At 60.4% G+C, this 17,855-nt stretch carries 18 protein-coding genes and 1 pseudogene; 6 read left to right on the top strand and 13 right to left on the bottom strand.

The features are described from left to right. Positions 1-8 precede the first annotated feature (8 nt). The 7 genes and pseudogenes from AB6B39_RS06295 to AB6B39_RS06265 all read right to left on the bottom strand — a co-directional run bounded on the left by AB6B39_RS06295 (position 9) and on the right by AB6B39_RS06265 (position 6,423). Positions 9-1,241 carry an acyl-CoA dehydrogenase gene (locus tag AB6B39_RS06295; RefSeq protein WP_284369590.1) on the bottom strand — a complete coding sequence of 411 codons (1,233 nt, stop codon included), beginning with the start codon at positions 1,239-1,241 and terminating at the stop codon, positions 9-11. A gap of 146 nt (positions 1,242-1,387) precedes the next feature. Then, complete coding sequence (locus AB6B39_RS06290; RefSeq protein WP_284369592.1) at positions 1,388-2,188, bottom strand: hypothetical protein; 801 nt, start codon at positions 2,186-2,188, stop codon at positions 1,388-1,390. After that, the gene (locus AB6B39_RS06285) at positions 2,185-2,643 is read right to left on the bottom strand and encodes a cytochrome c-type biogenesis protein (protein ID WP_284369594.1); all 459 of its coding nucleotides are present in this window, start codon (positions 2,641-2,643) and stop codon (positions 2,185-2,187) included. The genes AB6B39_RS06290 and AB6B39_RS06285 overlap by 4 nt, the downstream gene beginning before the upstream one ends. Continuing rightward, complete coding sequence (locus tag AB6B39_RS06280; RefSeq protein ID WP_284369596.1) at positions 2,640-4,598, bottom strand: heme lyase CcmF/NrfE family subunit; 1,959 nt, start codon at positions 4,596-4,598, stop codon at positions 2,640-2,642. The genes AB6B39_RS06285 and AB6B39_RS06280 overlap by 4 nt, the downstream gene beginning before the upstream one ends. A gap of 98 nt (positions 4,599-4,696) precedes the next feature. After that, positions 4,697-5,153 (bottom strand): annotated as a pseudogene (locus AB6B39_RS06275) (lactoylglutathione lyase). Between the two features lie 2 nt (positions 5,154-5,155). After that, positions 5,156-5,701, bottom strand: a complete 546-nt coding sequence (locus tag AB6B39_RS06270) for a YdeI/OmpD-associated family protein (protein WP_371398720.1) — start codon at positions 5,699-5,701, stop codon at positions 5,156-5,158. Continuing rightward, positions 5,680-6,423, bottom strand: a complete 744-nt coding sequence (locus AB6B39_RS06265; protein WP_284369601.1) for a protein tyrosine phosphatase — start codon at positions 6,421-6,423, stop codon at positions 5,680-5,682. The genes AB6B39_RS06270 and AB6B39_RS06265 overlap by 22 nt, the downstream gene beginning before the upstream one ends. Here AB6B39_RS06265 and AB6B39_RS06260 point away from each other — a divergent pair. The 5 genes from AB6B39_RS06260 (at position 6,407) to AB6B39_RS06240 (ending at position 10,820) form a co-directional block, all read left to right on the top strand. Then, positions 6,407-7,102 (top strand): lysophospholipid acyltransferase family protein, encoded by a 696-nt coding sequence (locus AB6B39_RS06260; protein ID WP_371398719.1) that lies wholly within the window; start codon positions 6,407-6,409, stop codon positions 7,100-7,102. The two genes, AB6B39_RS06265 and AB6B39_RS06260, sit on opposite strands and share 17 nt — an antisense overlap. Next, positions 7,099-8,391, top strand: a complete 1,293-nt coding sequence (locus AB6B39_RS06255) for a 3-deoxy-D-manno-octulosonic acid transferase (RefSeq protein ID WP_284369605.1) — start codon at positions 7,099-7,101, stop codon at positions 8,389-8,391. Before AB6B39_RS06260 ends, AB6B39_RS06255 begins: the two co-directional genes overlap by 4 nt. After that, positions 8,388-9,389, top strand: coding sequence for a tetraacyldisaccharide 4'-kinase (gene lpxK / locus AB6B39_RS06250; protein ID WP_284369607.1), 1,002 nt, complete (start codon positions 8,388-8,390; stop codon positions 9,387-9,389). Before AB6B39_RS06255 ends, lpxK begins: the two co-directional genes overlap by 4 nt. Then, positions 9,386-10,291 (top strand): lysophospholipid acyltransferase family protein, encoded by a 906-nt coding sequence (locus AB6B39_RS06245; RefSeq protein WP_284369609.1) that lies wholly within the window; start codon positions 9,386-9,388, stop codon positions 10,289-10,291. Before lpxK ends, AB6B39_RS06245 begins: the two co-directional genes overlap by 4 nt. Positions 10,292-10,385: 94 nt before the next feature. Beyond that, on the top strand, positions 10,386-10,820 hold the full coding sequence (locus AB6B39_RS06240; protein WP_284369611.1) for a hypothetical protein: 435 nt from the start codon (positions 10,386-10,388) through the stop codon (positions 10,818-10,820). Positions 10,821-10,887: 67 nt separating this feature from the next. On the opposite strand, the gene AB6B39_RS06235 is transcribed toward AB6B39_RS06240, so the two are convergent. From AB6B39_RS06235 to AB6B39_RS06215, 5 genes are all read right to left on the bottom strand, one after another. Next, positions 10,888-11,196, bottom strand: a complete 309-nt coding sequence (locus AB6B39_RS06235; RefSeq protein ID WP_284369613.1) for a chorismate mutase — start codon at positions 11,194-11,196, stop codon at positions 10,888-10,890. Then, positions 11,189-12,019: a M23 family metallopeptidase gene (locus AB6B39_RS06230; RefSeq protein WP_284369615.1), complete on the bottom strand. Its 831-nt coding sequence runs from the start codon at positions 12,017-12,019 to the stop codon at positions 11,189-11,191. The genes AB6B39_RS06235 and AB6B39_RS06230 overlap by 8 nt, the downstream gene beginning before the upstream one ends. Then, complete coding sequence (locus tag AB6B39_RS06225) at positions 12,016-12,228, bottom strand: DUF2093 domain-containing protein (protein ID WP_348520127.1); 213 nt, start codon at positions 12,226-12,228, stop codon at positions 12,016-12,018. Before AB6B39_RS06225 ends, AB6B39_RS06230 begins: the two co-directional genes overlap by 4 nt. 53 nt (positions 12,229-12,281) lie before the next feature. Continuing rightward, positions 12,282-13,652, bottom strand: coding sequence for an exodeoxyribonuclease VII large subunit (gene xseA / locus AB6B39_RS06220; protein WP_284369619.1), 1,371 nt, complete (start codon positions 13,650-13,652; stop codon positions 12,282-12,284). An 864-nt stretch (positions 13,653-14,516) separates the two neighbouring features. After that, a complete protein-coding gene (locus AB6B39_RS06215) occupies positions 14,517-14,642 on the bottom strand; it encodes a hypothetical protein (RefSeq protein WP_284369620.1) in 126 nt (41 codons plus the stop codon). Positions 14,643-14,853: 211 nt separating this feature from the next. Here AB6B39_RS06215 and AB6B39_RS06210 point away from each other — a divergent pair, with 211 nt between their 5' ends. After that, complete coding sequence (locus AB6B39_RS06210; RefSeq protein WP_284369624.1) at positions 14,854-15,840, top strand: hypothetical protein; 987 nt, start codon at positions 14,854-14,856, stop codon at positions 15,838-15,840. Positions 15,841-15,990: 150 nt separating this feature from the next. Here the strand turns inward: AB6B39_RS06210 and gcvPB are convergent, their stop codons facing one another. Continuing rightward, complete coding sequence (gene gcvPB, locus AB6B39_RS06205) at positions 15,991-17,589, bottom strand: aminomethyl-transferring glycine dehydrogenase subunit GcvPB (RefSeq protein ID WP_284369626.1); 1,599 nt, start codon at positions 17,587-17,589, stop codon at positions 15,991-15,993. Between the last annotated feature and the right edge of the window lie 266 nt (positions 17,590-17,855).

Here is a 17,855-nt window from a genome sequence, read left to right as displayed (position 1 = left end):
GCCGGACCCTAGAAGAAGGCTTGCAGACCGGTCTGGGCACGGCCCAGGATCAGCGCGTGAATATCGTGCGTGCCTTCATAGGTATTCACGGTTTCCAGATTGACCATGTGGCGGATGACCTGAAATTCCTCGCTGATGCCGTTGCCGCCATGCATGTCGCGGGACTGGCGGGCGATATCGAGCGCTTTGCCGCAATTATTGCGCTTGATCAGCGAAATCATCTCCGGGGCAGCCTTGGCCTCGTCCATGAGACGACCGACGCGTAGAGATGCCTGATAGCCGAGCGCGATTTCCGTCTGCATATCGGCGAGCTTCTTCTGGAACAGCTGCGTCTGGGCCAGAGGGCGGCCGAATTGGATCCGGTCGAGACCGTATTGGCGCGCCGCATGCCAGCAGAATTCCGCCGCGCCCATCGCACCCCAGCTGATGCCGTATCGCGCGCGGTTCAGGCATCCGAATGGGCCTTTGAGCCCTTCGACATTCGGCAGCAGCGCGTCTTCACCGACTTCGACCTCATCCATCACGATTTCGCCCGTGACGGAGGCTCGCAGGCTGATTTTGCCGCCAATCTTGGGCGCGCTGAGGCCAGGCGTGCCCTTATCGAGTACAAAACCGCGGATCTTGCCATCATGCGCGTCGGATTTGGCCCAGACCACGAAGACATCGGCGATGGGGGAGTTGGATATCCACATTTTGGACCCGTTGAGGCGGTAACCGCCATCAGTCTTGGTTGCCGTCGTTTTCATGCCCGCCGGATCGGAACCGGCATCCGGCTCGGTCAGACCGAAGCAACCGATCAGCTCGCCACTGGCCAGACCCGGAAGATATTTGCGGCGCTGGGCTTCTGACCCGTAAGCATAGATCGGGTAAATCACGAGCGAGGACTGGACGCTCATCATGGAGCGATAACCGGAATCGACCCGTTCGACTTCGCGCGCGACCAGCCCGTAAGTGACATAGCCCGCATCAATGCCGCCATAGGCTTCCGGCAAGGTCACGCCGAGCAATCCCTGATCACCCATGAGCTTGAACAGGGATGGATCGACGGTCTCCTCCGCAAAGGCCTTGGTTACGCGCGGCATGAGATGTTCGTCCGCAAAAGCCCGCGTCGCATCCGCGATCATCCGCTCATCTTCGGTGAGCTGTTCGGACAGCAAAAACGGGTCGTCCCAAGCGAATTTACCCAGCGCGGGTGCGTCTTTGGGCTTGAGTGCGGCAACGATTTCAGGCTGTGCGTTCATCGAATGAGTTCCCGGTCAAAGCCGTCCCATAGCGTGGCTCACACGCAGTATGGAACCCCTTGCAACAGGTTATGGCGACCAATTCTTGTTCAATGGATGGATATTTCAGCCGCTGCGCAAGTCCGTGCCCTAGCCCAATCATATTGCTAGGGCGTCTCGCTTTCAGGCGGTGGATATCCTGCTTCTCGCAGGATCTGATCGGCAACATCCTGCCGCTCGACATAGGCTGCGCGCATCCGGGCAATGTCCGCGTCCAGCGGATCGCCCAGCACGATCCGCGCACGGATCAGGCGGATCCAGCCCGGCGCATCCTGCGGATTTTCGTAAAGCCGTTCGGCCAGCCGATCGACCATGCCTCTGATCATGAGCCTTCGGTCTTCTTCGCTCATCTCCATGGCCGCATTGATGTCTTCCTGAGACGGACCGCGGATCGCGCTTTCGGCCTCAGCGCGAAGGGCCGGGTCATCATTCAGCTCCAACGCGCGGTCATAGGCACGGGCCGCCTCGCCGCGACGACCGAGAGACGCCAATGCCCGGGCGTAGAGTGTCCAGCCGACTGGATCGTCAGCCCGGTCAGTCGCGAGCCGGGCTTCGAGCTGCGCCAGCAGACTATCCTGCTCGCTCATCGGTTGTTCGAGCGGGCCCGGATGCCCGACCTGCCCATAGATGGTCGCCCCGCCGATCAGCAAAGCGCCGAAGACCATCGCCGCCAGCCAGCGCCCACCGCCACTATCTTGCGCGCGTTCTGCCTTCAAAATCTGTCGTTCCAGCGTCAGACGCGCAGCGGCCTGCGTGTCGGCATCCAGATCGGTTCGCGCACTAAGGGCGTCCAGCTGAGCGAAATAGTCGGATAGCTCGTCGCTATCCTGCTGCACGGGCGACACAAATGCCGGCGCAAGCACGAGCAGCGTCATCAGGACCAGTATGGCGAGGATCACCCAGATCATCGTCTCAGCGTCTCCAGCCGCGCTCGCTCTTCCTCTGTCAGCGCGGGCAGCGGATCGGTCTGTTGACGACGCCGCAGCGAAACGAACCAGAACAGGCCCACCAAAGCCGCAATCAGCGGCGCGAACCAGAGGATCAGCGTATTACCCTGCACAGGCGGCATGAGCAGCACATAGTCTCCGTAACGGTCGCGCATCAGCGCCGTGACTTCGGCTTCCGTCTTCCCTGCGGAGAGTTCTTCGCGCACCAGCACGCGCATATCGGCGGCCAGATCGGCGTCTGATTCTTCGATCGACTGGTTCTGGCAGACGACGCAACGCAGCGTCCGTCCGAGCGAACGGGCCCGTGCTTCGATCTCCGGCGAAACCGCCTGGGTAACAACCGGATCGGACTGCTGGGCCGGCAGGGTCGTCGGCGTCGACAGCGTCAGAAGGCCTGCGATCAGAAGCGCTCTCATTCGGCTGGCACCGCGTCCGCGCTCGCAATGGCAGGCTTGGCCTGCTTGGGGACACGCAACCTCTGATCAGCCAGGCTGACAAAGCCTGCCAGCGCCATCATCAGCGCGCCGATCCAGATCCACAGGACACCGGGCTGATAATAGGCCCGGATAATCACGCCGCCTTCGGTACCACCCTCGCCGATCGCGGCGAACAGCATGGCACCGGGCGACAGTTTGAAACCGGCTTCGGAGGTGAACATTTCACGCACCGGATAGTAGCGCCGCTGTGTCGTCAGGGTTGCGACCTCGCGACCCGCTCGGGTCACGTCGACCGTCCCTTCCAGATATTGGAAATTGTCGCGCGCGCCTGTTTCCTTGCTTTGCAAGGTGAATGTGTAGCCTGCCACATCGAGACTGTCGCCGGCCTGCATACGCGCAATATCGTCCTGAGCTCCGATGCTCATTGCGGTTACACCGATGGTGAAGACGGCGACGCCCAGATGCGCGATCACAAATCCCCAGGTTCCCGCCGGCTGAGCCCGCAGACGCGCCCCTTTGAACCCGGTTCTGCGGTGCAGCGCCGCCACGGTCCCGGCGATCAGCCAGCCCGCGACGCCGAAAGACAGCGCACCCAGCACCGACCGGCCCAGCCAGAATGTCAGGACCGTCACGACCCCGGCAATAATGGCCGCCTTGATCATCAGCGACCGATAACGTGGCAATCTATCTTCCCGCCATTTCAGCATCGGGGCGATCGCCATGACGAGGATCAGCACGATCATCATCGGCGCGAAGACCGCATCGAAATAAGGGGCCCCGACGCTTATCTTGTCGCCTGATGTCGCTTCCACGAAGAGGGGATAGAAGGTCCCGAGAAAGACAGTCGCCGTGGCGACGACCAGCAGGATATTGTTGACGACCAGGCCGCCTTCACGGCTGACCAGATGCAGATTGGCGCTCCTTTGCAGCGTGTTCGAGCGCATTGCATAAAGGGCAAGCGCAGCCCCGGTATAGATCAGCAAGAGTGTGAGGATCACGACACCGCGCGCCGGATCGACGGCGAAAGCGTGAACGCTGACCAACACACCGGACCGTACGACGAATGTCCCGATCATGGACAGCGAGAATGTCGAAATCGCGAGCAGCACCGTCCAGTTCGCAAGGCTGTGGCGGTGTTGCAACGACAGGATGGAATGCAGCAGTGCCGTACCGGCCAGCCACGGCATGAAGGACACGTTCTCGACCGGGTCCCACATCCACCAGCCGCCCCAGCCCAGCTCGTAATAGGCCCAGACGGACCCGACCGTGATCCCGAGGGTCAGAAAACTCCAGGCCAGTAGCACCCAAGGCCGCAGCCAGCGGGCCCAGACGGCATCAACACGTCCTTCGATCAGGGCTGCGACGGCGAAGGAAAACGCCAGGCTGAAGCCGACATAACCGACGTAGAGCAGCGGCGGATGGAAGGCGAGGCCGGGGTCTTGCAGCAGCGGGTTCAGCCCCCGACCATCGAGCGGCACTGGGCTGAGCCGCTCGAACGGATTGGAGGTGAATAGCAGGAAACCGATGAATCCGGCCCCCAGCAGGCCCTGAACGGCCAGCGCGCGCGCTTTGAGCGACAGGGGCAGCGCCCGACCGAATAGCGGCACCATGGCCCCGAAAATGCCGAGAATGACGACCCAGAGCAGCATGGAGCCTTCATGGTTCGCCCAGACCCCACTGATTTTGTAAAGTAGCGGCTTCATCGTGTGACTATGGTTCGCCGCCAGCAGAACTGAGAAATCGGAGCGCAGAAAGACGATTGTCAGCAGCGAAAAACTGGCGATCAGCAACCAAGCCTGCGCCAACGCCGCGCGCTCAGCCAGCGCCATGGCGCGCCCATGTTTGAAATGCGCGCCGATCAGAGGAATTGTTCCCTGCAGGATCGCCACAACAAAGGCGAGAATCAGCGCGATATGTCCGACTTCAGCAATCACGCTGCGGTGCCTAGCGGCACGGCTGTCCGTGGGCAATGACGACCGTCACGTCGCGGCATCGCAGTTTTCAATAGGGCCTATCGGTTGGGGCTATGGCGCTACCAGCTGCCGACGTTGGGCATGTCCACCCATGGCGCGATCGGCTCCTGCGCGTCACCTTTTTGCAAGAGCTCTACCGAGATACCGTCAGGCGACCGGACAAAGGCCATGCGTCCATCGCGCGGTGGACGACTGATTGTCACCCCATGATCCATGAGACGTTGACAGGCCGCATAGATATCATCGAACTCGATACGCCAGATGACCGAAATTGCGTCCGCCGGAATAGGTCTCGGACGTGCCGTCTTCCGTCGGCCAGTTACAGGTCAGTTCGACCATCGGCGCCTTGTCGGACCGGGCCCGTTCTGCATCGCCAGGAGCGGCCAGAAAAACGAGCGTGAACCGCCCGCCCTCATTATCGTAACGGCTGATCTCTTCAAGGCCGAGCGCATCGCAATAGAAGGCGAGCGAAGCGTCGATATCCGCCACGCGGACCATTGTGTGCAGATATTCCATGATTATGTCTCACGCTTTCGGATGTCACGCCACTCTCGAAATCGGCCCTCGAATGACATGACGACTTCAACAGCCTCCTCAAGACGACGCTTTCGCGTCGCTTCGGTTTTGGCGGATTTCACATGTTGTGCCACCGCGCGCTGCTTTCCAGGAGTCAGTTCATCCCAGATGGACTGGAATGCGGGATTGGATTGCAAGGCCTCGTAAAGCGCAGCTGGCACATCAACGCTGTCCTGATCGGCAATTCTAAAGCGCATTTCGACATGGTCGCCAAGTCCGACACAGGCTGCCTTCCGTACGCCGGGACCAACGATTACATAATTCCGTCCATTACCAGTCGGTATGAAGGCATTCGTCATCGGAACGTCTGCGATCTCGCCTTCGACTCTCAGTCTCGGGAACTCGTCAAATGGCAGCTCCGCTCTCAGAGATTGAGGCAGCATCAGCACCTGATACCAGACTTTTCTGACTTTCACGACGCCGTATCGCTCGATCTCAGCCTCGAAATGGTAGGGGTAAATCGCCACTATTCCCGTCGCAGCAGCCATTCGGTGATGGCGTTTCCCGTCCAGTGACTCATGAAGCGACTTTTGACATCGGCCGGATCGTAAGGGCCTTTGACCCAGTCTTCGAAGCTGATCTCCGGATGTTCAGCTTTATATGTCAGATAATCATCGAAGAAAAAATCGAGCATACCGGTCTTGCCGTGCCGGACATGCAGATATTTGAATGAGAGTTGCTCGATCGCGTCTTCGATTGGATCGCCCATCCGGAAATGACGATAGAGCACGCCCATGATCCCGGTCCGGTCCGCCCCCGACTTGCAATGCATGACGGCAGGATACTCGATCCGATCGAACAGGTCCTTCGTACCGAGCAGACGATCCTTTGAATGGACGTCACGCGAATACATGCGGTAGTTTTCCAGCGCGATCCCATGCTTTTCGCAGGCTTCCTTCTCCAGCAGATAGAACCCCTTGGGACTCGGGCCGCGCAGATTAACGACCGTCTTGATGCCTTCATCGGCCCAGACCGCGATGCGTTCAGGCGAAGGCTGGTTTTCACGGTACATGCCACCGCCAATATCGTGACGGTTGGCAAAACGCTTGCGCAGGAAGCCGTGATCGCCCCAGGTCAGGTCATACCGCGCCTGCTTTCTGTCCTTTGGATCGTTGAGGTCGAGAGGTTTGTCGCTTAGGTCCGCCATATCCGCGCGGCCACTAACAGGGAGGGCGAACGTGTTCAAACGCTTGATGCGCTCTTCTTTCATGCAAGCCTGTCTTGGCGGGCTGGTCGCGAGCTGGATGACGCTCGTCAAATATACGACGCGCTGGGATATTCTCTACCCCGAACGGGCACAGCCCCTGATCGATGGGCAGCACGGGCTGATCGCCCTCACCTTTCACTCCCGCTTTCTGCTCCTCACCAGCGCTTGGAAACGCAGCTACCAGCACCCGCATGTGCTGATTTCCCGCTCGCGCGATGGTGCCGTCGTAGCCTGGACATGTCGCTGGCTTGGCCTGTCGACCGTCCGGGGCTCGGCACGAAATGCGGCCAAGACCAAGATCAAGGGCGGCGGGAAGGCTGGTCGCGAAATTCTGGATGCGATCGATCAAGGGGGCTGCGTCGTCATCACACCGGACGGACCCCGCGGACCGCGCCAGCGTGTCCCCATCGGACCGTTCCGGCTGGCAAAACTCTCAGGCGCCCCGATCCTGCCCTGCACTTTCACGGTGGCCCGTCGTCGCCAGTTCAAGAGTTGGGACCGTTTCGTGCTGCCCCTGCCCTTCGGTCGCGGTCAAATCGTCTGGGGAACGCCCGTGCGCGTCCCACAGGATATGAACGAAACCGGGATCGAACGACTGCGCGCCCGCGTTGAAACAGAGATGAACCAGCTCATGGCAGAAGCGGACAGGGCGATGGGCCACGCACCTGTGGAGGCGGGATGATCAATCCGTTGCAAACGCCGCTACTCTACCGCGTTCTGACGTCGCTTGTCGCGCCCGTTCTGCCGCTCTGGCTGCGCCGACGCGCCAAGGTCGGGAAAGAAGACGGTTCACGTCTTCAGGAACGATATGGCCGGACCGACCATATGCGTCCGCCGGGCGAGCTGATCTGGCTGCATGGGGCCAGCGTCGGCGAAACGCAGATGCTGCGGCCTTTGATCGATCGGTTGCTGGAAAAACCGGACCGGCACATTCTCGTCACCAGCGGCACGACCACATCGGCCGATCTTCTGGACAAACAACTCCCCGATCGTGCTATCCACCAATATCTCCCGGTAGACACACCCCGCGCAACCGCCCGGTTCGTCGCCTACTGGTTTCCGACGCTGGCCATCTTTGCAGAGAGCGAATTATGGCCCAATCTGATCTGGACTACGGAGCGGGCCAATGTGCCTTTAGCGCTGGTCAATGCCCGGATGAGTAACGCGTCCCTGCACGGCTGGAGCCGACGCAAGCGTATGGCGCGGTCCGTCATAGGCGCATTCAATCTGATCCTTCCGGCCGACAGCAAGACTGCAAAGGGCTTGAGCCAGTTACTCGATCGTTCGGTCCCGGAAATCGGCAGCCTTAAACTGGATGCCCCGGCATTGGCGTACAGCCAGGACGATCATGACGGGCTGCGTCGATGGATTGGCGATCGCCCCGCATGGCTCGCAGCCTCAACCCACGAGGCGGAAGAGAACGTCATACTTGATCTGTTTCAGGCAGTCCGCGCTGAGAAACCTGACAGCGTCCTGATCTGGTTGCCGCGTCACCCGGAGCGCGGCGAGGCCTTGACCAAGCGAACCGGTGGGGCGCAGCGATCCAAAGGGGAAACGCCCCGTCCTGACCAGTCCGTTTACGTCATGGATACGATGGGCGAGATGGGCTTGGCCCTGTCGCTAGTCGATGTTTGTGTTCTGGGCGGGTCGTTCGCACCGGAATTGATGGGTCATAACCCGCTCGAGGCAGCGCGAGCCGGCGTCCCCGTGATAACCGGTCCGCACCTGTCCAGTTTCGCAGATTTATTCGACGCGATGGCGGCAGCTGAGGCGGTGATCATCGTTGAGCCAGATGCGCTGGCTGACGCTGTCCTGCAGGGCCTTGACGGACAACTGTCCGATCAGGCCAGAACCGCATCGGATTTCGCGGAACAGCAGTCCGGCGTACTGGACATTACAGTCACGAGGCTGGAGGAACTGATCGCCCGTCGCTACATGGATCCGGATGATTGGGGAGACACGCCGTCGTGAGACCGCCGGAATTCTGGAATATTCGAGACGGACGAGAGGGCGCGCCCGTGATCCGGACGCTGCTGCGCCCTGTCAGCGCGATCTATGCCTGGGCGGGGCGACGACGCCGTAAACGCACGGAGCCCCTGGACCCGGGCATTCCCGTTATCTGTGTCGGCAATGCGACCGTCGGCGGGACTGGCAAGACCCCAGTCGCGATCTATCTTCTGCGTAGTCTGCGGCGCCTCGGCGTGAATGCGCATGTCCTCACGCGCGGCTATGGCGGTCAGATCAAGGGGCCTGTTCCTGTCAATCCGCGCCATACATCCGAGGATGTCGGCGATGAACCGCTTCTGCTCGCTCGGTCAGGCCCTGTCTGGGTTTCCGCCGCGCGGGATGAAGGCGCGAAAGCAGCAGTCTCGGAAGGCGCGGACGCCCTGATTATGGATGATGGTCATCAGAACCCGCAGATACGCAAAACACTGTCGCTGCTGGTCGTCGACGGCGAAGTCGGCTTTGGCAATGGCTGCGTCGTCCCCGCCGGGCCCTTGCGCGAACCGCTGGCAGATGCACTTGAACGGACCGACGCCGTGATCCTGATGAAGCCATCGCCGGAATTCGACATCGATCCCCACCTCGCAGGGCAGCTCGCCGATCAGATCGTCATTCCTGCGTTTCTGGCGCCACGGTCAAAGCCGCCGGGTGGGCGTCTTTACGCCTTTGCCGGAATTGGCCGGCCTCAGAAATTCTTCGATCAGCTCCGCCGCCTTGGCGCCGACATTGTCGAACAGATCCCCTTTGCCGATCACCACAAATTCACCGACGCAGAGATTGAAAGTCTGTTCGCCCGGGCCGCCGATTATGACGCGGCCCTGATCACGACCGAGAAGGACCATGTCCGTCTGCCTTCCGGCTATCGGCGCGGGATTCAGACCTTGCCTGTCGAGGTTCGGTTCGAAGACGAGCTGACCTTGCGTCGCTTGCTGCATCCCGTCATCGAAAAGGCGACATCGCGATGACCGACCCCATTCGTTTCGCGCATCGTATCGAAGCGTTTGGCTATGATGTGCTGACCGGGCTGCTCCGTATGCTGCCATTTGCGTTCGTGTCTGCTCTGGGCGGATTGATCCTGCGCGGCGTCGGCCCTTTGACGTCCAAGCACCGCGTTGCACGCATCAATCTGGAAACGGCCTTTCCCGAGGCCTCGAAAGCGGAAATCCGGAGGCTGCTCTCCGCCCAGTGGGACAATCTCGGTCGCACCTTCGCAGAATTTGCCCTGACCGACCGCATCCGGGCGTTCGAACCGGTTTCGCGCGTGACGGTCGAAGGCATGGAGCATTTCGACGCCAATGCGCCCGCCATTTTCGTGGGTGGCCATTTCGCCAACTGGGAAGTGATCGGCACGGTTCTGACCCAGGCCCCCAAACCCGTCCGGATCACCTACCGCAAGATCAACAACCCTCTGATCGATCGGCGCGTGCGTGAACAACGTGAAGCTTATGGCACGCGCTTTCTGGTTCAGAAATCGACCCACCGCGGCGGCCGCGAACTATTTGAGGCCCTACGCGGCGGCGAGTCTATCGCGATCATGAACGACCAGAAATTCAATACGGGCCTGTCCATTCCCTTTTTCGGCGTCGAGGCGATGACGGCCCAGGGCGCGGTGCGGCTGGCACTGAAGACGAAACGCCCGCTTCTCCCGATGACAGTCGTGCGCGACAAGACGCAATTCTACGTCCGCATCAGCCCGCCGCTCGACTGGCCGAAGACGGGCAATCGTAGTGTCGATGTGGAGGCCGGGGTGCGCCTTGTTACCGCCTATATCGAAGACTGTATTCGCGCCAATCCGGACCAGTGGTTCTGGGTCCATCGACGCTGGCCCAAAGCGCATTATCGGCGCAAGCGATCAACGGAGCCGTAACCCTGCTCACGCGCCGGGCCTTGCCTCGCCCAAATCTTGCCTTAATCTGATGGCCAGTCCAGCCAGGCTGGGCTTACACAGAGAGGGAAACATCATGACGAAAACTTTGCTGAGCGGCGCTGCCGCACTCGCTTTCATCCTTGCTGCACCACACGCCTTTGCACAGGACGCCAAAATGAAGACGACCGTTGAGGTCGAGGCGGACAATGCTGTCGAGGATGCAATGGACGATGCAGCCGACGCCGCTGAGGATGCGATGGACGCTGCCGAAGACATGGCGGATGACGCTGCGGATGCGGCTGACGACATGGCGGATCACACGATGGACGCGGCAGACGACGCGATGGACGAGGCCGCAGATGCGATCGACGATGCAGCTGACGCGACCGCCGACGCGGTTGATGATGCCATTGACGCCGATGCCGACGTCGATGTCGACGTGAGAGCGACAGTCGCCTGTCCCGAAGGCACGGAAGCCCAGGATGATGGCTCCTGCATGATCACGGGCGACTGGTCGCCGGAGGACTAGTCAGCGGGTCTGACAGCGCCTTTCGCCAGCCTTCGAACAGAGCTGGCGAATGCGGGACCTTCCCGCGCTAGGCTGATCGTTTCTGCGCGTCCCACACATCGAATTCGTGCGCGATGCAGCGCTCGATCAGCTTGCGCCAGACGGGTTCCGCAATGTCGGGCGACAGGCCTTGTGCGCGTGCCTCGACCAGCACTTTGCTGACCACATCTTCGATCCGGTCCGCATCATAGACGGCCTCGCGGCTTTGCTTGATGCGGGCGGCGGCGTGCATATAGCCCTGCCGCGTCACGAGCAGGCGCACCAGTTCGCGGTCGAGCGCGTCGACCCCTTCACGCACATCCACCATCGTGCGGCAATCCTGAGGACGCTTAGCCATGGGACGGCCACTCCGTGACAAGCAGTTCCGGATCGAGATTGCGCCCGCGCCATTTCAGCCGCCAGCACAGATGCGGCCCGGTCGAGCGGCCCCGACTGCCGACCGTGGCGATCGGCTGACCCTGAACCACGCGCTGACCGTCTTCGACAAGCAGCTCTTCGCTGTGCAGATAGTAGCTGATCAGCCCTTGCCCGTGATCGATCAGGATCAGTGAGCCTTCAAAATACATGTCGTCATCCGCCATGGAGACGATCCCGTCCGCAGGCGCGACGATCGGCGTGCCCTTGGGCGCGGCCAGATCGACCCCGAAATGCGGGCGTTTCGGCTCGCCATTCAGTACGCGCTGCGCACCAAAATTCGTCGTCTTGATGTGATCGGCGACCGGATAGATGAACCCGTCCTTGAAGCCGATCTCGTCCACGCGCGAAGAAAAGCCGACCTTTTTACGCGCTGTCGCTGCCCGAATGCGCGTCAGTTCCTCTTCTGTATATTCATTGACCATGTTGGACGGCAGACCGTCGATACGCGAAATATCATAGTCGCGCGCAGCCAGATCGAAGCTGATCCGCTGTTCGCCGACCTGAATGAAGTTGTCGGGTTCGTCACGGTCGAAACCGACAATGATGATCCCGTTTGCATCCGCCTGTTGCGGATAGGTATCCGTCTCGGACCGTCCGATAATGACCGTCGCATTCGGCGCTGTCTGACAGATCATCATGCCGCCCTGTTTGGCGATGCCCTGACAGGTGATAGCCGGCGCATCCGCGGCAGCAGCGACCCCGATGTTCAGCAGAACGCCGATAAATGCGAGGGCCATTTTCATAGCGCGTCCGCCCGCTTGAACCCTTCGAGAGCGGCGGCGGCGTCCTTATAAGCCTCCTGCCGTTCATCGTTCCAGTAGCGCAGCTCCTCCAGCGGAATGCGCTCCGCTGTGACGGCGCAGGTCACATAGGCCCCGCCTTCCAGGATCGTGAAATCGCTGGAGCCGTAATGAAGCTGGGCTTCGCCCTGTTTCTGAAAGAACATGTTCATAATCGCCTACATAGGACTTACAGCGCCGAAATGAAACGTTGCTGAACAGGCCCTCATTCGAACAATGAGCCTTGCGGCGTTTCCGGTTTCCTGACGGCTTTCCGCGGCGTTTTCTTTCGCGTCATCGCCCCGTCGATCATCGCCGCCCGCTTGCCGTCCGCGAAGGTCAGCGACACCGGCTCGCCGGCCTTGGGCGTCTTTGCCGAGCGCACGACAGCGCCGTCTGCGTCCGTGACCAGCGCATAGCCCCGCGCGAGCACGCCCTGATAGCTAAACGCCTCCAGCAGGCTGCCCGCCTTGTCGAGTTGCATGCGGCGGCTTTCCGTCAGACGCGACGCAGGCGGAAGCCGCAAACCCGCCAGTTCAGACCGTTTCGACGCGATCAGCTGTGTCGGGTTCGGCAGCCGCAGCCCTCCCAAGGCACTGCGCTTCGGATCCAGCAGCCGCCCGAGCGATGGCAGGCTCGACCCGTCCAGCCGCTGCTCCGCCCGGCCCAGCAGCGCATGCCGCCCCGGCAGGCGCGCCGCGCGCAGCTGCACCGCCCGGTCCCGCACGGATCGCCGCAGCCCGCGTGTCAGCCGCAGACCCAGATCGGCGACCGTTTCCAGCCAGTCACCCCGCACCGGAACGGCCACCTCCGCCGCCCCCGTCGGCGTCGGCGCGCGCCGATCCGAGACATAATCGATCAGCGTCGTATCCGTCTCGTGGCCCACGGCAGAGATCAGCGGAATTTTCGACGCTGCCGCCGCGCGCACGACGACTTCTTCGTTGAAACACCAGAGGTCTTCCAGCGACCCACCGCCTCGCGCCACAATCAGCACGTCTGGCCGTTCAAATCCGTCTGCGTGATTGAAGCCCGTAATTGCCGCCGCGATCTGTTCCGCCGCCTTGTCGCCCTGGACCAGCACGGGCCAGACGATGACGTGGACCGGAAAGCGGTCTTCGATCCGGTGCAGTATGTCCCGGATCACAGCGCCCGTGGGCGATGTCACGACGCCGATCGTGCGCGGCATGAAGGGCAGCGCGCGTTTGCGGTCCGCATCGAACAGGCCCTCTGCGGCCAGCTTTTTCTTGCGCTTGTCGAGCAGCGCCATCAGCGCGCCTTCGCCCGCCAGCTCCATCCGTTCGATCACCAGCTGATAGTTGGACCGCCCCGGATAGGTGCTCATCTTGCCCTCGACGATCACCTCCATCCCTTCTTCGGGACGCATGGACAGGCGGCTCATCGTGCCCTTCCAGATGATCGAATTGATGACGGCCCGGTCATCCTTCATGTCGAGATAGCAGTGCCCGGACTTGGCAATCGTCACGCGTCCCAATTCGCCCCGCACGCGGACACGACCAAAGGACTGCTCGATCGTGCGCTTGATGTTTCCGGCCAGTTCGGAGACCGTGAATTCAGGGGCGTTGCTTTCAGGACTCATAGATGGGTCCATAGCGCTGACCCCAGCGAAAGGGCAACGCTCGCCCAGCGAAAATACCCGCTCCAAGCGAAGCGAGGGGCTGTAGCGGTATTTTCGCTAGCGTCGCAACGCGACCTCGGCGCGAAGCGTCGAAACCCGCTAACGCCATTCGCTCATAGCCCCACGTCCCACCGCCCATCACGGAGTCGGCAACAGACGCATTTCCTCGAAAGAAATGCACGAGGCGCGAGCGTTTACCCATCGATGGATAAACAAGAGACACACCAATTTACGACAGGCAGGCGCCCGCGCGTCGGTTTCGAAAACAGTCGCCCAAACAGGTCAGCGTCCAGTCGGTCCGGACAAGGCGGCAACGGTCTCAGCATATCCCGTGACGCGGGACATCCATCAAAGGCGCGCGCCGCCAACCCCGCCCGGCACAGCCGGAGGTTCGCGATCTATTCAGATCCGTCGGGCCAGCGGGCGGTTGCATGGCGCACCCGCTTAGCCATCCAGAGCCAGTTGACGAACCCGCCTCACGGCGGCTCCGGCGCATCGTCACAACACGCCCGGCCCGGACATTCCGAAACCCCACCCCACCACGGTCATGCAACCGCCTCGTGGCTCGGGGTGAAGTAGCAAGACTGTCACGTCTTTCGATGGCGAGGATCAAATTGTTGGAAAGTGAGGAGGAACAATGGCTTCGAAGCTGTCAGACCGAGGATAAGTTAGCCAACAGCGAAAATACCCGCTGCGAAGCCGCAGGCGAAGCGGCTGAAGTGGTATTTTCGCTAGCGTCGCGAAGCGACCTCGACGCGTCAGCGGCGAAACCCTTTAGCACGTACCGTCATCGCACGGCTCGACCATGCGATCCATGGCGCTCCTCTATCGGTAATCCTCCCAACTGATCGGCAGATCATCCCATTCCGGATTATCTCGCTCAATCAGTTCGATCTTCCACTGTCGCGTCCAGTGCTTGAGATGCTTCTCCCGCGCAATCGCATCGGTCATTAACTCAACCGCTCAAGGTAACCCAACCTGTCGCAGCCATATTGCGCCGTGAATGATTTCGGATCAGCCTGCGCCTTATGCTCCGCCACCCGCGCGGCAATGTCCGACGCCGCGCCAATACAGAGCTTACAATGCTAGCCGGACGCAAAAAGCTGTGGATTGCAATAGCTCAAGGGTTGGCACAAAGCGTGAACATTGTTATATGGAGGCCATGAAAAAAAGTATACGGCTTGGAGATAAGCCGCCTCTGGCAGGATATTCAGAATCTGAAGTTCTATCACGTAGCGACGCTATCAGCCTTAAGGTCCGAAGGCCGGAAGATCTCGCAGAAGTAGCGCACTATACAGTTTCTCCGCCAGCAAATACTATTCCATTCATTATTGCACCTGCTGAAGTGAGAGACGCGTGGAGCAACAAGCGAAGACTTCAATGTAATGTCTGCAACCGTCAGCATAAATTTGTTTCGGGTGGTTACTATGCATATTACCGAGATGGATACATATATGTAGTAGGACCAGTCTGTGGGCGTGAGGACCAGCGGCGCGACATTAGTTTCGGACTAAAAGCATATGAACAACGCGTCCGAAGAGAGATTGCTGACGATAAAGTAAAGTCGTTTATTGACAACCTCGAAAGTTATCGTGACCGGACCTCACAAGCGCTCATGTTTGGGCAAATTGCCCGCAAGGTTTCACAGATAGTAAAAGATGGAATGTCTGATGAACAGAGACGGATTTTTCGCGAAGCTTTAGAGAGCGACAGCCACACACTTCCTGTATGGCAAGACTATAGAGGGCGTCGCGCGGCACAAACTATCAGGTGCGCACACGTTTTTCTTCCAAATCCTGGCAAGAAAGATGAGATTCGAATGATCACAACCGCCCTAGATAATAATTTCGACTTTCGATTCAGTGACGTCCAATCTACCCCAAATTTCAATGCAGACACTGTCGCGACATTATCGGGTCTTGTGCAAGGATTAGACGACACGCTTCAGGTCATCGAAGATCGAAAAAAAATGGTTCGGAGTGATTTATACGCTGACCTCACAAAAATTAATGCGTGGAGTAACCAATGGCTGAAACTGAATAAAACAGATGTTGGTTTCGATCTATCGAATCGCTCGAGCAATTGGATTTTCGACCTCAAGACGTTCCGTAGAACGGAACCTAACATGACCGCGCTAAAACGTCGTTAAGGCACGTTCACATGCTTTATATTGCTCACGCCGCACCATACCCCCAACGCGCTTTGAGCACGTTCGCCTACGGCGGGATTTGCGACGCCTCGCTTCGCGAGCCTTAGACCCCTATGCGGGGACGCAAATCCGTGGGGCTAGAGTTGAGATTCACTCCGCCGCCTTCAACTCCTCCTCAGGCTCGCTCCACCGAAGCACCGGCTTCCGCGCCGCCTGTGTCTCATCCAGCCGCCGCATCGGCGCATAGACAGGCGCCTGCTTGAACATCTCCGTATCGCCCTCTTTCGCCTTGGTCGCCAGATGGCGCATGCTCCCGATAAAGCGGTCCAGTTCCTGCTTGCTCTCGCTCTCGGTCGGCTCGATCAGCATCGCGCCGTGGACGACGAGGGGGAAGTACATCGTCATGGGGTGGTAGCCTTCGTCGATCATCGCCTTGGCGAAGTCGATGGTTTCCACGCCTGTGTCCTTGAGGAAGCGGTCGTCGAACAGGGCTTCGTGCATGCAGACGCCGCCAAAGGCCGGGGTCATGACGTCGGACAGGCTCGCCTGGACATAGTTGGCGTTGAGCACCGCATCCTCGGTCGCCTGTTTGAGGCCGTCGGAACCGTGGCTCATCATGTAGGTCAGGGCGCGCGTATACATGCCCATCTGGCCGTGGAAGGCGCACATGCGGCCAAAGCTGGCGTCATCGGCATTTTCCACGAGCGTGAAGCTCTCGCCGTCCTTCACGACGTAAGGCACGGGCGCGTAATCCATCAGCGCCTCTGACAGCACGGTCGGGCCGGAGCCGGGGCCGCCGCCGCCATGCGGCGTGGAGAATGTCTTGTGCAGGTTGATGTGCATCGCATCGACGCCGAGATCGCCGGGACGCACCCGCCCGACCAGCGCGTTGAAGTTCGCCCCGTCGCAATAGAAATAGCCGCCCGCCGCGTGGATGGCGTCGGCGATCTCGATGATATCCCTTTCGAACAGGCCGCACGTGTTCGGGTTGGTGAGCATGATGCCGGCGACATCGTCCGGGTTTGAGTCGATTCGGGCCTTGAGCGCGTCCAGATCGACGCGACCATTCCCGCTGGCCGGGATCTGGTCCACGGTGAAGCCGCACTGCACGGCGGTCGCGGGGTTGGTGCCGTGAGCGGACTCAGGGACCAGCACGCGTTTGCGCTGCGTCTGGCCGTCGGCCAGCAGGCGCGCGCGGATCGCCATCATGCCGCAGAGTTCCCCGTGGGCTCCGGCCTTGGGCGTCAGCGCGACGGCGGGCATGTTGCAGAGCGTCATCAGCCAGTGTGACAGCTCGGACATAAGTTCGAGCGCACCCTGCACGGTGGACACGGGCTGCAGCGGGTGGACATCCGCGAAGCCCGGCATGCGCGCGACTTTCTCGTTCAGACGCGGATTGTGCTTCATCGTGCAGGAGCCGAGCGGATAGACGCCGAGGTCGATGGCGTAGTTCTTCTGGCTGAGCCGCACATAGTGGCGCATGGTTTCGGGCTCGCTTAAGCCCGGCAGGCCGATAGCGTTCTTGCGCGCATGGTTGCCGAGGCGGGACTTGCCACCCTTAGGCTTCGGCAGGTCCACGCCCGTCGTTTCCGGATCGCCAATCTCGAAGATGAGCTTCGCCTGCTGGTCCAGCGCATAGGAACCGGAAGACGTGACAGGCGCGACGGACGCCGCATCCTTCACAGGCCGCGTCGGACGGCCCTGATTGTTGAGCGCCGAACGGAGTTGGGTGTTCACGGGGTCGGTCATTGGCTCACTCCAAGAAAGCGATCACGATATGATTTTGCGAATGCACCCATATACTCCGCAAGCGCATTGAATTCAGCAGGCTGAATTTGAGGAGCAGCAGAATTGAAACCGATCTGCTCTGCACGGTCGATTGTTCCTGTTCCAAAGGACGACTGATCGAAGTCGTGACCTTCCGGGAAACGTGAAACGACGTTTCTATTCAAAGTGCGCCAACGTCGGCGAAGTTGATCAGCATTGCTGGTTGAGTATTCGTTGCTTGACGCTTC

Origin of the sequence: Algimonas porphyrae, assembly GCF_041429795.1 — a bacterium.
Lineage (GTDB): Bacteria > Pseudomonadota > Alphaproteobacteria > Caulobacterales > Maricaulaceae > Litorimonas > Litorimonas porphyrae.
Note: the sequence above shows the minus strand (reverse complement) of the source record. Positions and strands in the feature narration are given on the sequence as shown.

What these genes read in the sequence shown, in the direction of transcription:
- AB6B39_RS06230 (WP_284369615.1), bottom strand. Translation starts at nt 12,019, where the DNA reads ATGAAAATGGCCCTCGCATTTATCGGCGTTCTGCTGAACATCGGGGTC.
- gcvPB (WP_284369626.1), bottom strand. Translation starts at nt 17,589, where the DNA reads ATGACCGACCCCGTGAACACCCAACTCCGTTCGGCGCTCAACAATCAG.
- AB6B39_RS06285 (WP_284369594.1), bottom strand. Translation starts at nt 2,643, where the DNA reads ATGAGAGCGCTTCTGATCGCAGGCCTTCTGACGCTGTCGACGCCGACG.
- AB6B39_RS06290 (WP_284369592.1), bottom strand. Translation starts at nt 2,188, where the DNA reads ATGATCTGGGTGATCCTCGCCATACTGGTCCTGATGACGCTGCTCGTG.
- AB6B39_RS06260 (WP_371398719.1), top strand. Translation starts at nt 6,407, where the DNA reads ATGCGCTCTTCTTTCATGCAAGCCTGTCTTGGCGGGCTGGTCGCGAGC.
- AB6B39_RS06295 (WP_284369590.1), bottom strand. Translation starts at nt 1,241, where the DNA reads ATGAACGCACAGCCTGAAATCGTTGCCGCACTCAAGCCCAAAGACGCA.
- AB6B39_RS06215 (WP_284369620.1), bottom strand. Translation starts at nt 14,642, where the DNA reads ATGACCGATGCGATTGCGCGGGAGAAGCATCTCAAGCACTGGACGCGA.
- xseA (WP_284369619.1), bottom strand. Translation starts at nt 13,652, where the DNA reads ATGAGTCCTGAAAGCAACGCCCCTGAATTCACGGTCTCCGAACTGGCC.
- AB6B39_RS06235 (WP_284369613.1), bottom strand. Translation starts at nt 11,196, where the DNA reads ATGGCTAAGCGTCCTCAGGATTGCCGCACGATGGTGGATGTGCGTGAA.
- AB6B39_RS06265 (WP_284369601.1), bottom strand. Translation starts at nt 6,423, where the DNA reads ATGAAAGAAGAGCGCATCAAGCGTTTGAACACGTTCGCCCTCCCTGTT.
- AB6B39_RS06240 (WP_284369611.1), top strand. Translation starts at nt 10,386, where the DNA reads ATGACGAAAACTTTGCTGAGCGGCGCTGCCGCACTCGCTTTCATCCTT.
- AB6B39_RS06225 (WP_348520127.1), bottom strand. Translation starts at nt 12,228, where the DNA reads ATGAACATGTTCTTTCAGAAACAGGGCGAAGCCCAGCTTCATTACGGC.
- AB6B39_RS06245 (WP_284369609.1), top strand. Translation starts at nt 9,386, where the DNA reads ATGACCGACCCCATTCGTTTCGCGCATCGTATCGAAGCGTTTGGCTAT.
- AB6B39_RS06255 (WP_284369605.1), top strand. Translation starts at nt 7,099, where the DNA reads ATGATCAATCCGTTGCAAACGCCGCTACTCTACCGCGTTCTGACGTCG.
- AB6B39_RS06210 (WP_284369624.1), top strand. Translation starts at nt 14,854, where the DNA reads ATGAAAAAAAGTATACGGCTTGGAGATAAGCCGCCTCTGGCAGGATAT.
- AB6B39_RS06270 (WP_371398720.1), bottom strand. Translation starts at nt 5,701, where the DNA reads ATGGCTGCTGCGACGGGAATAGTGGCGATTTACCCCTACCATTTCGAG.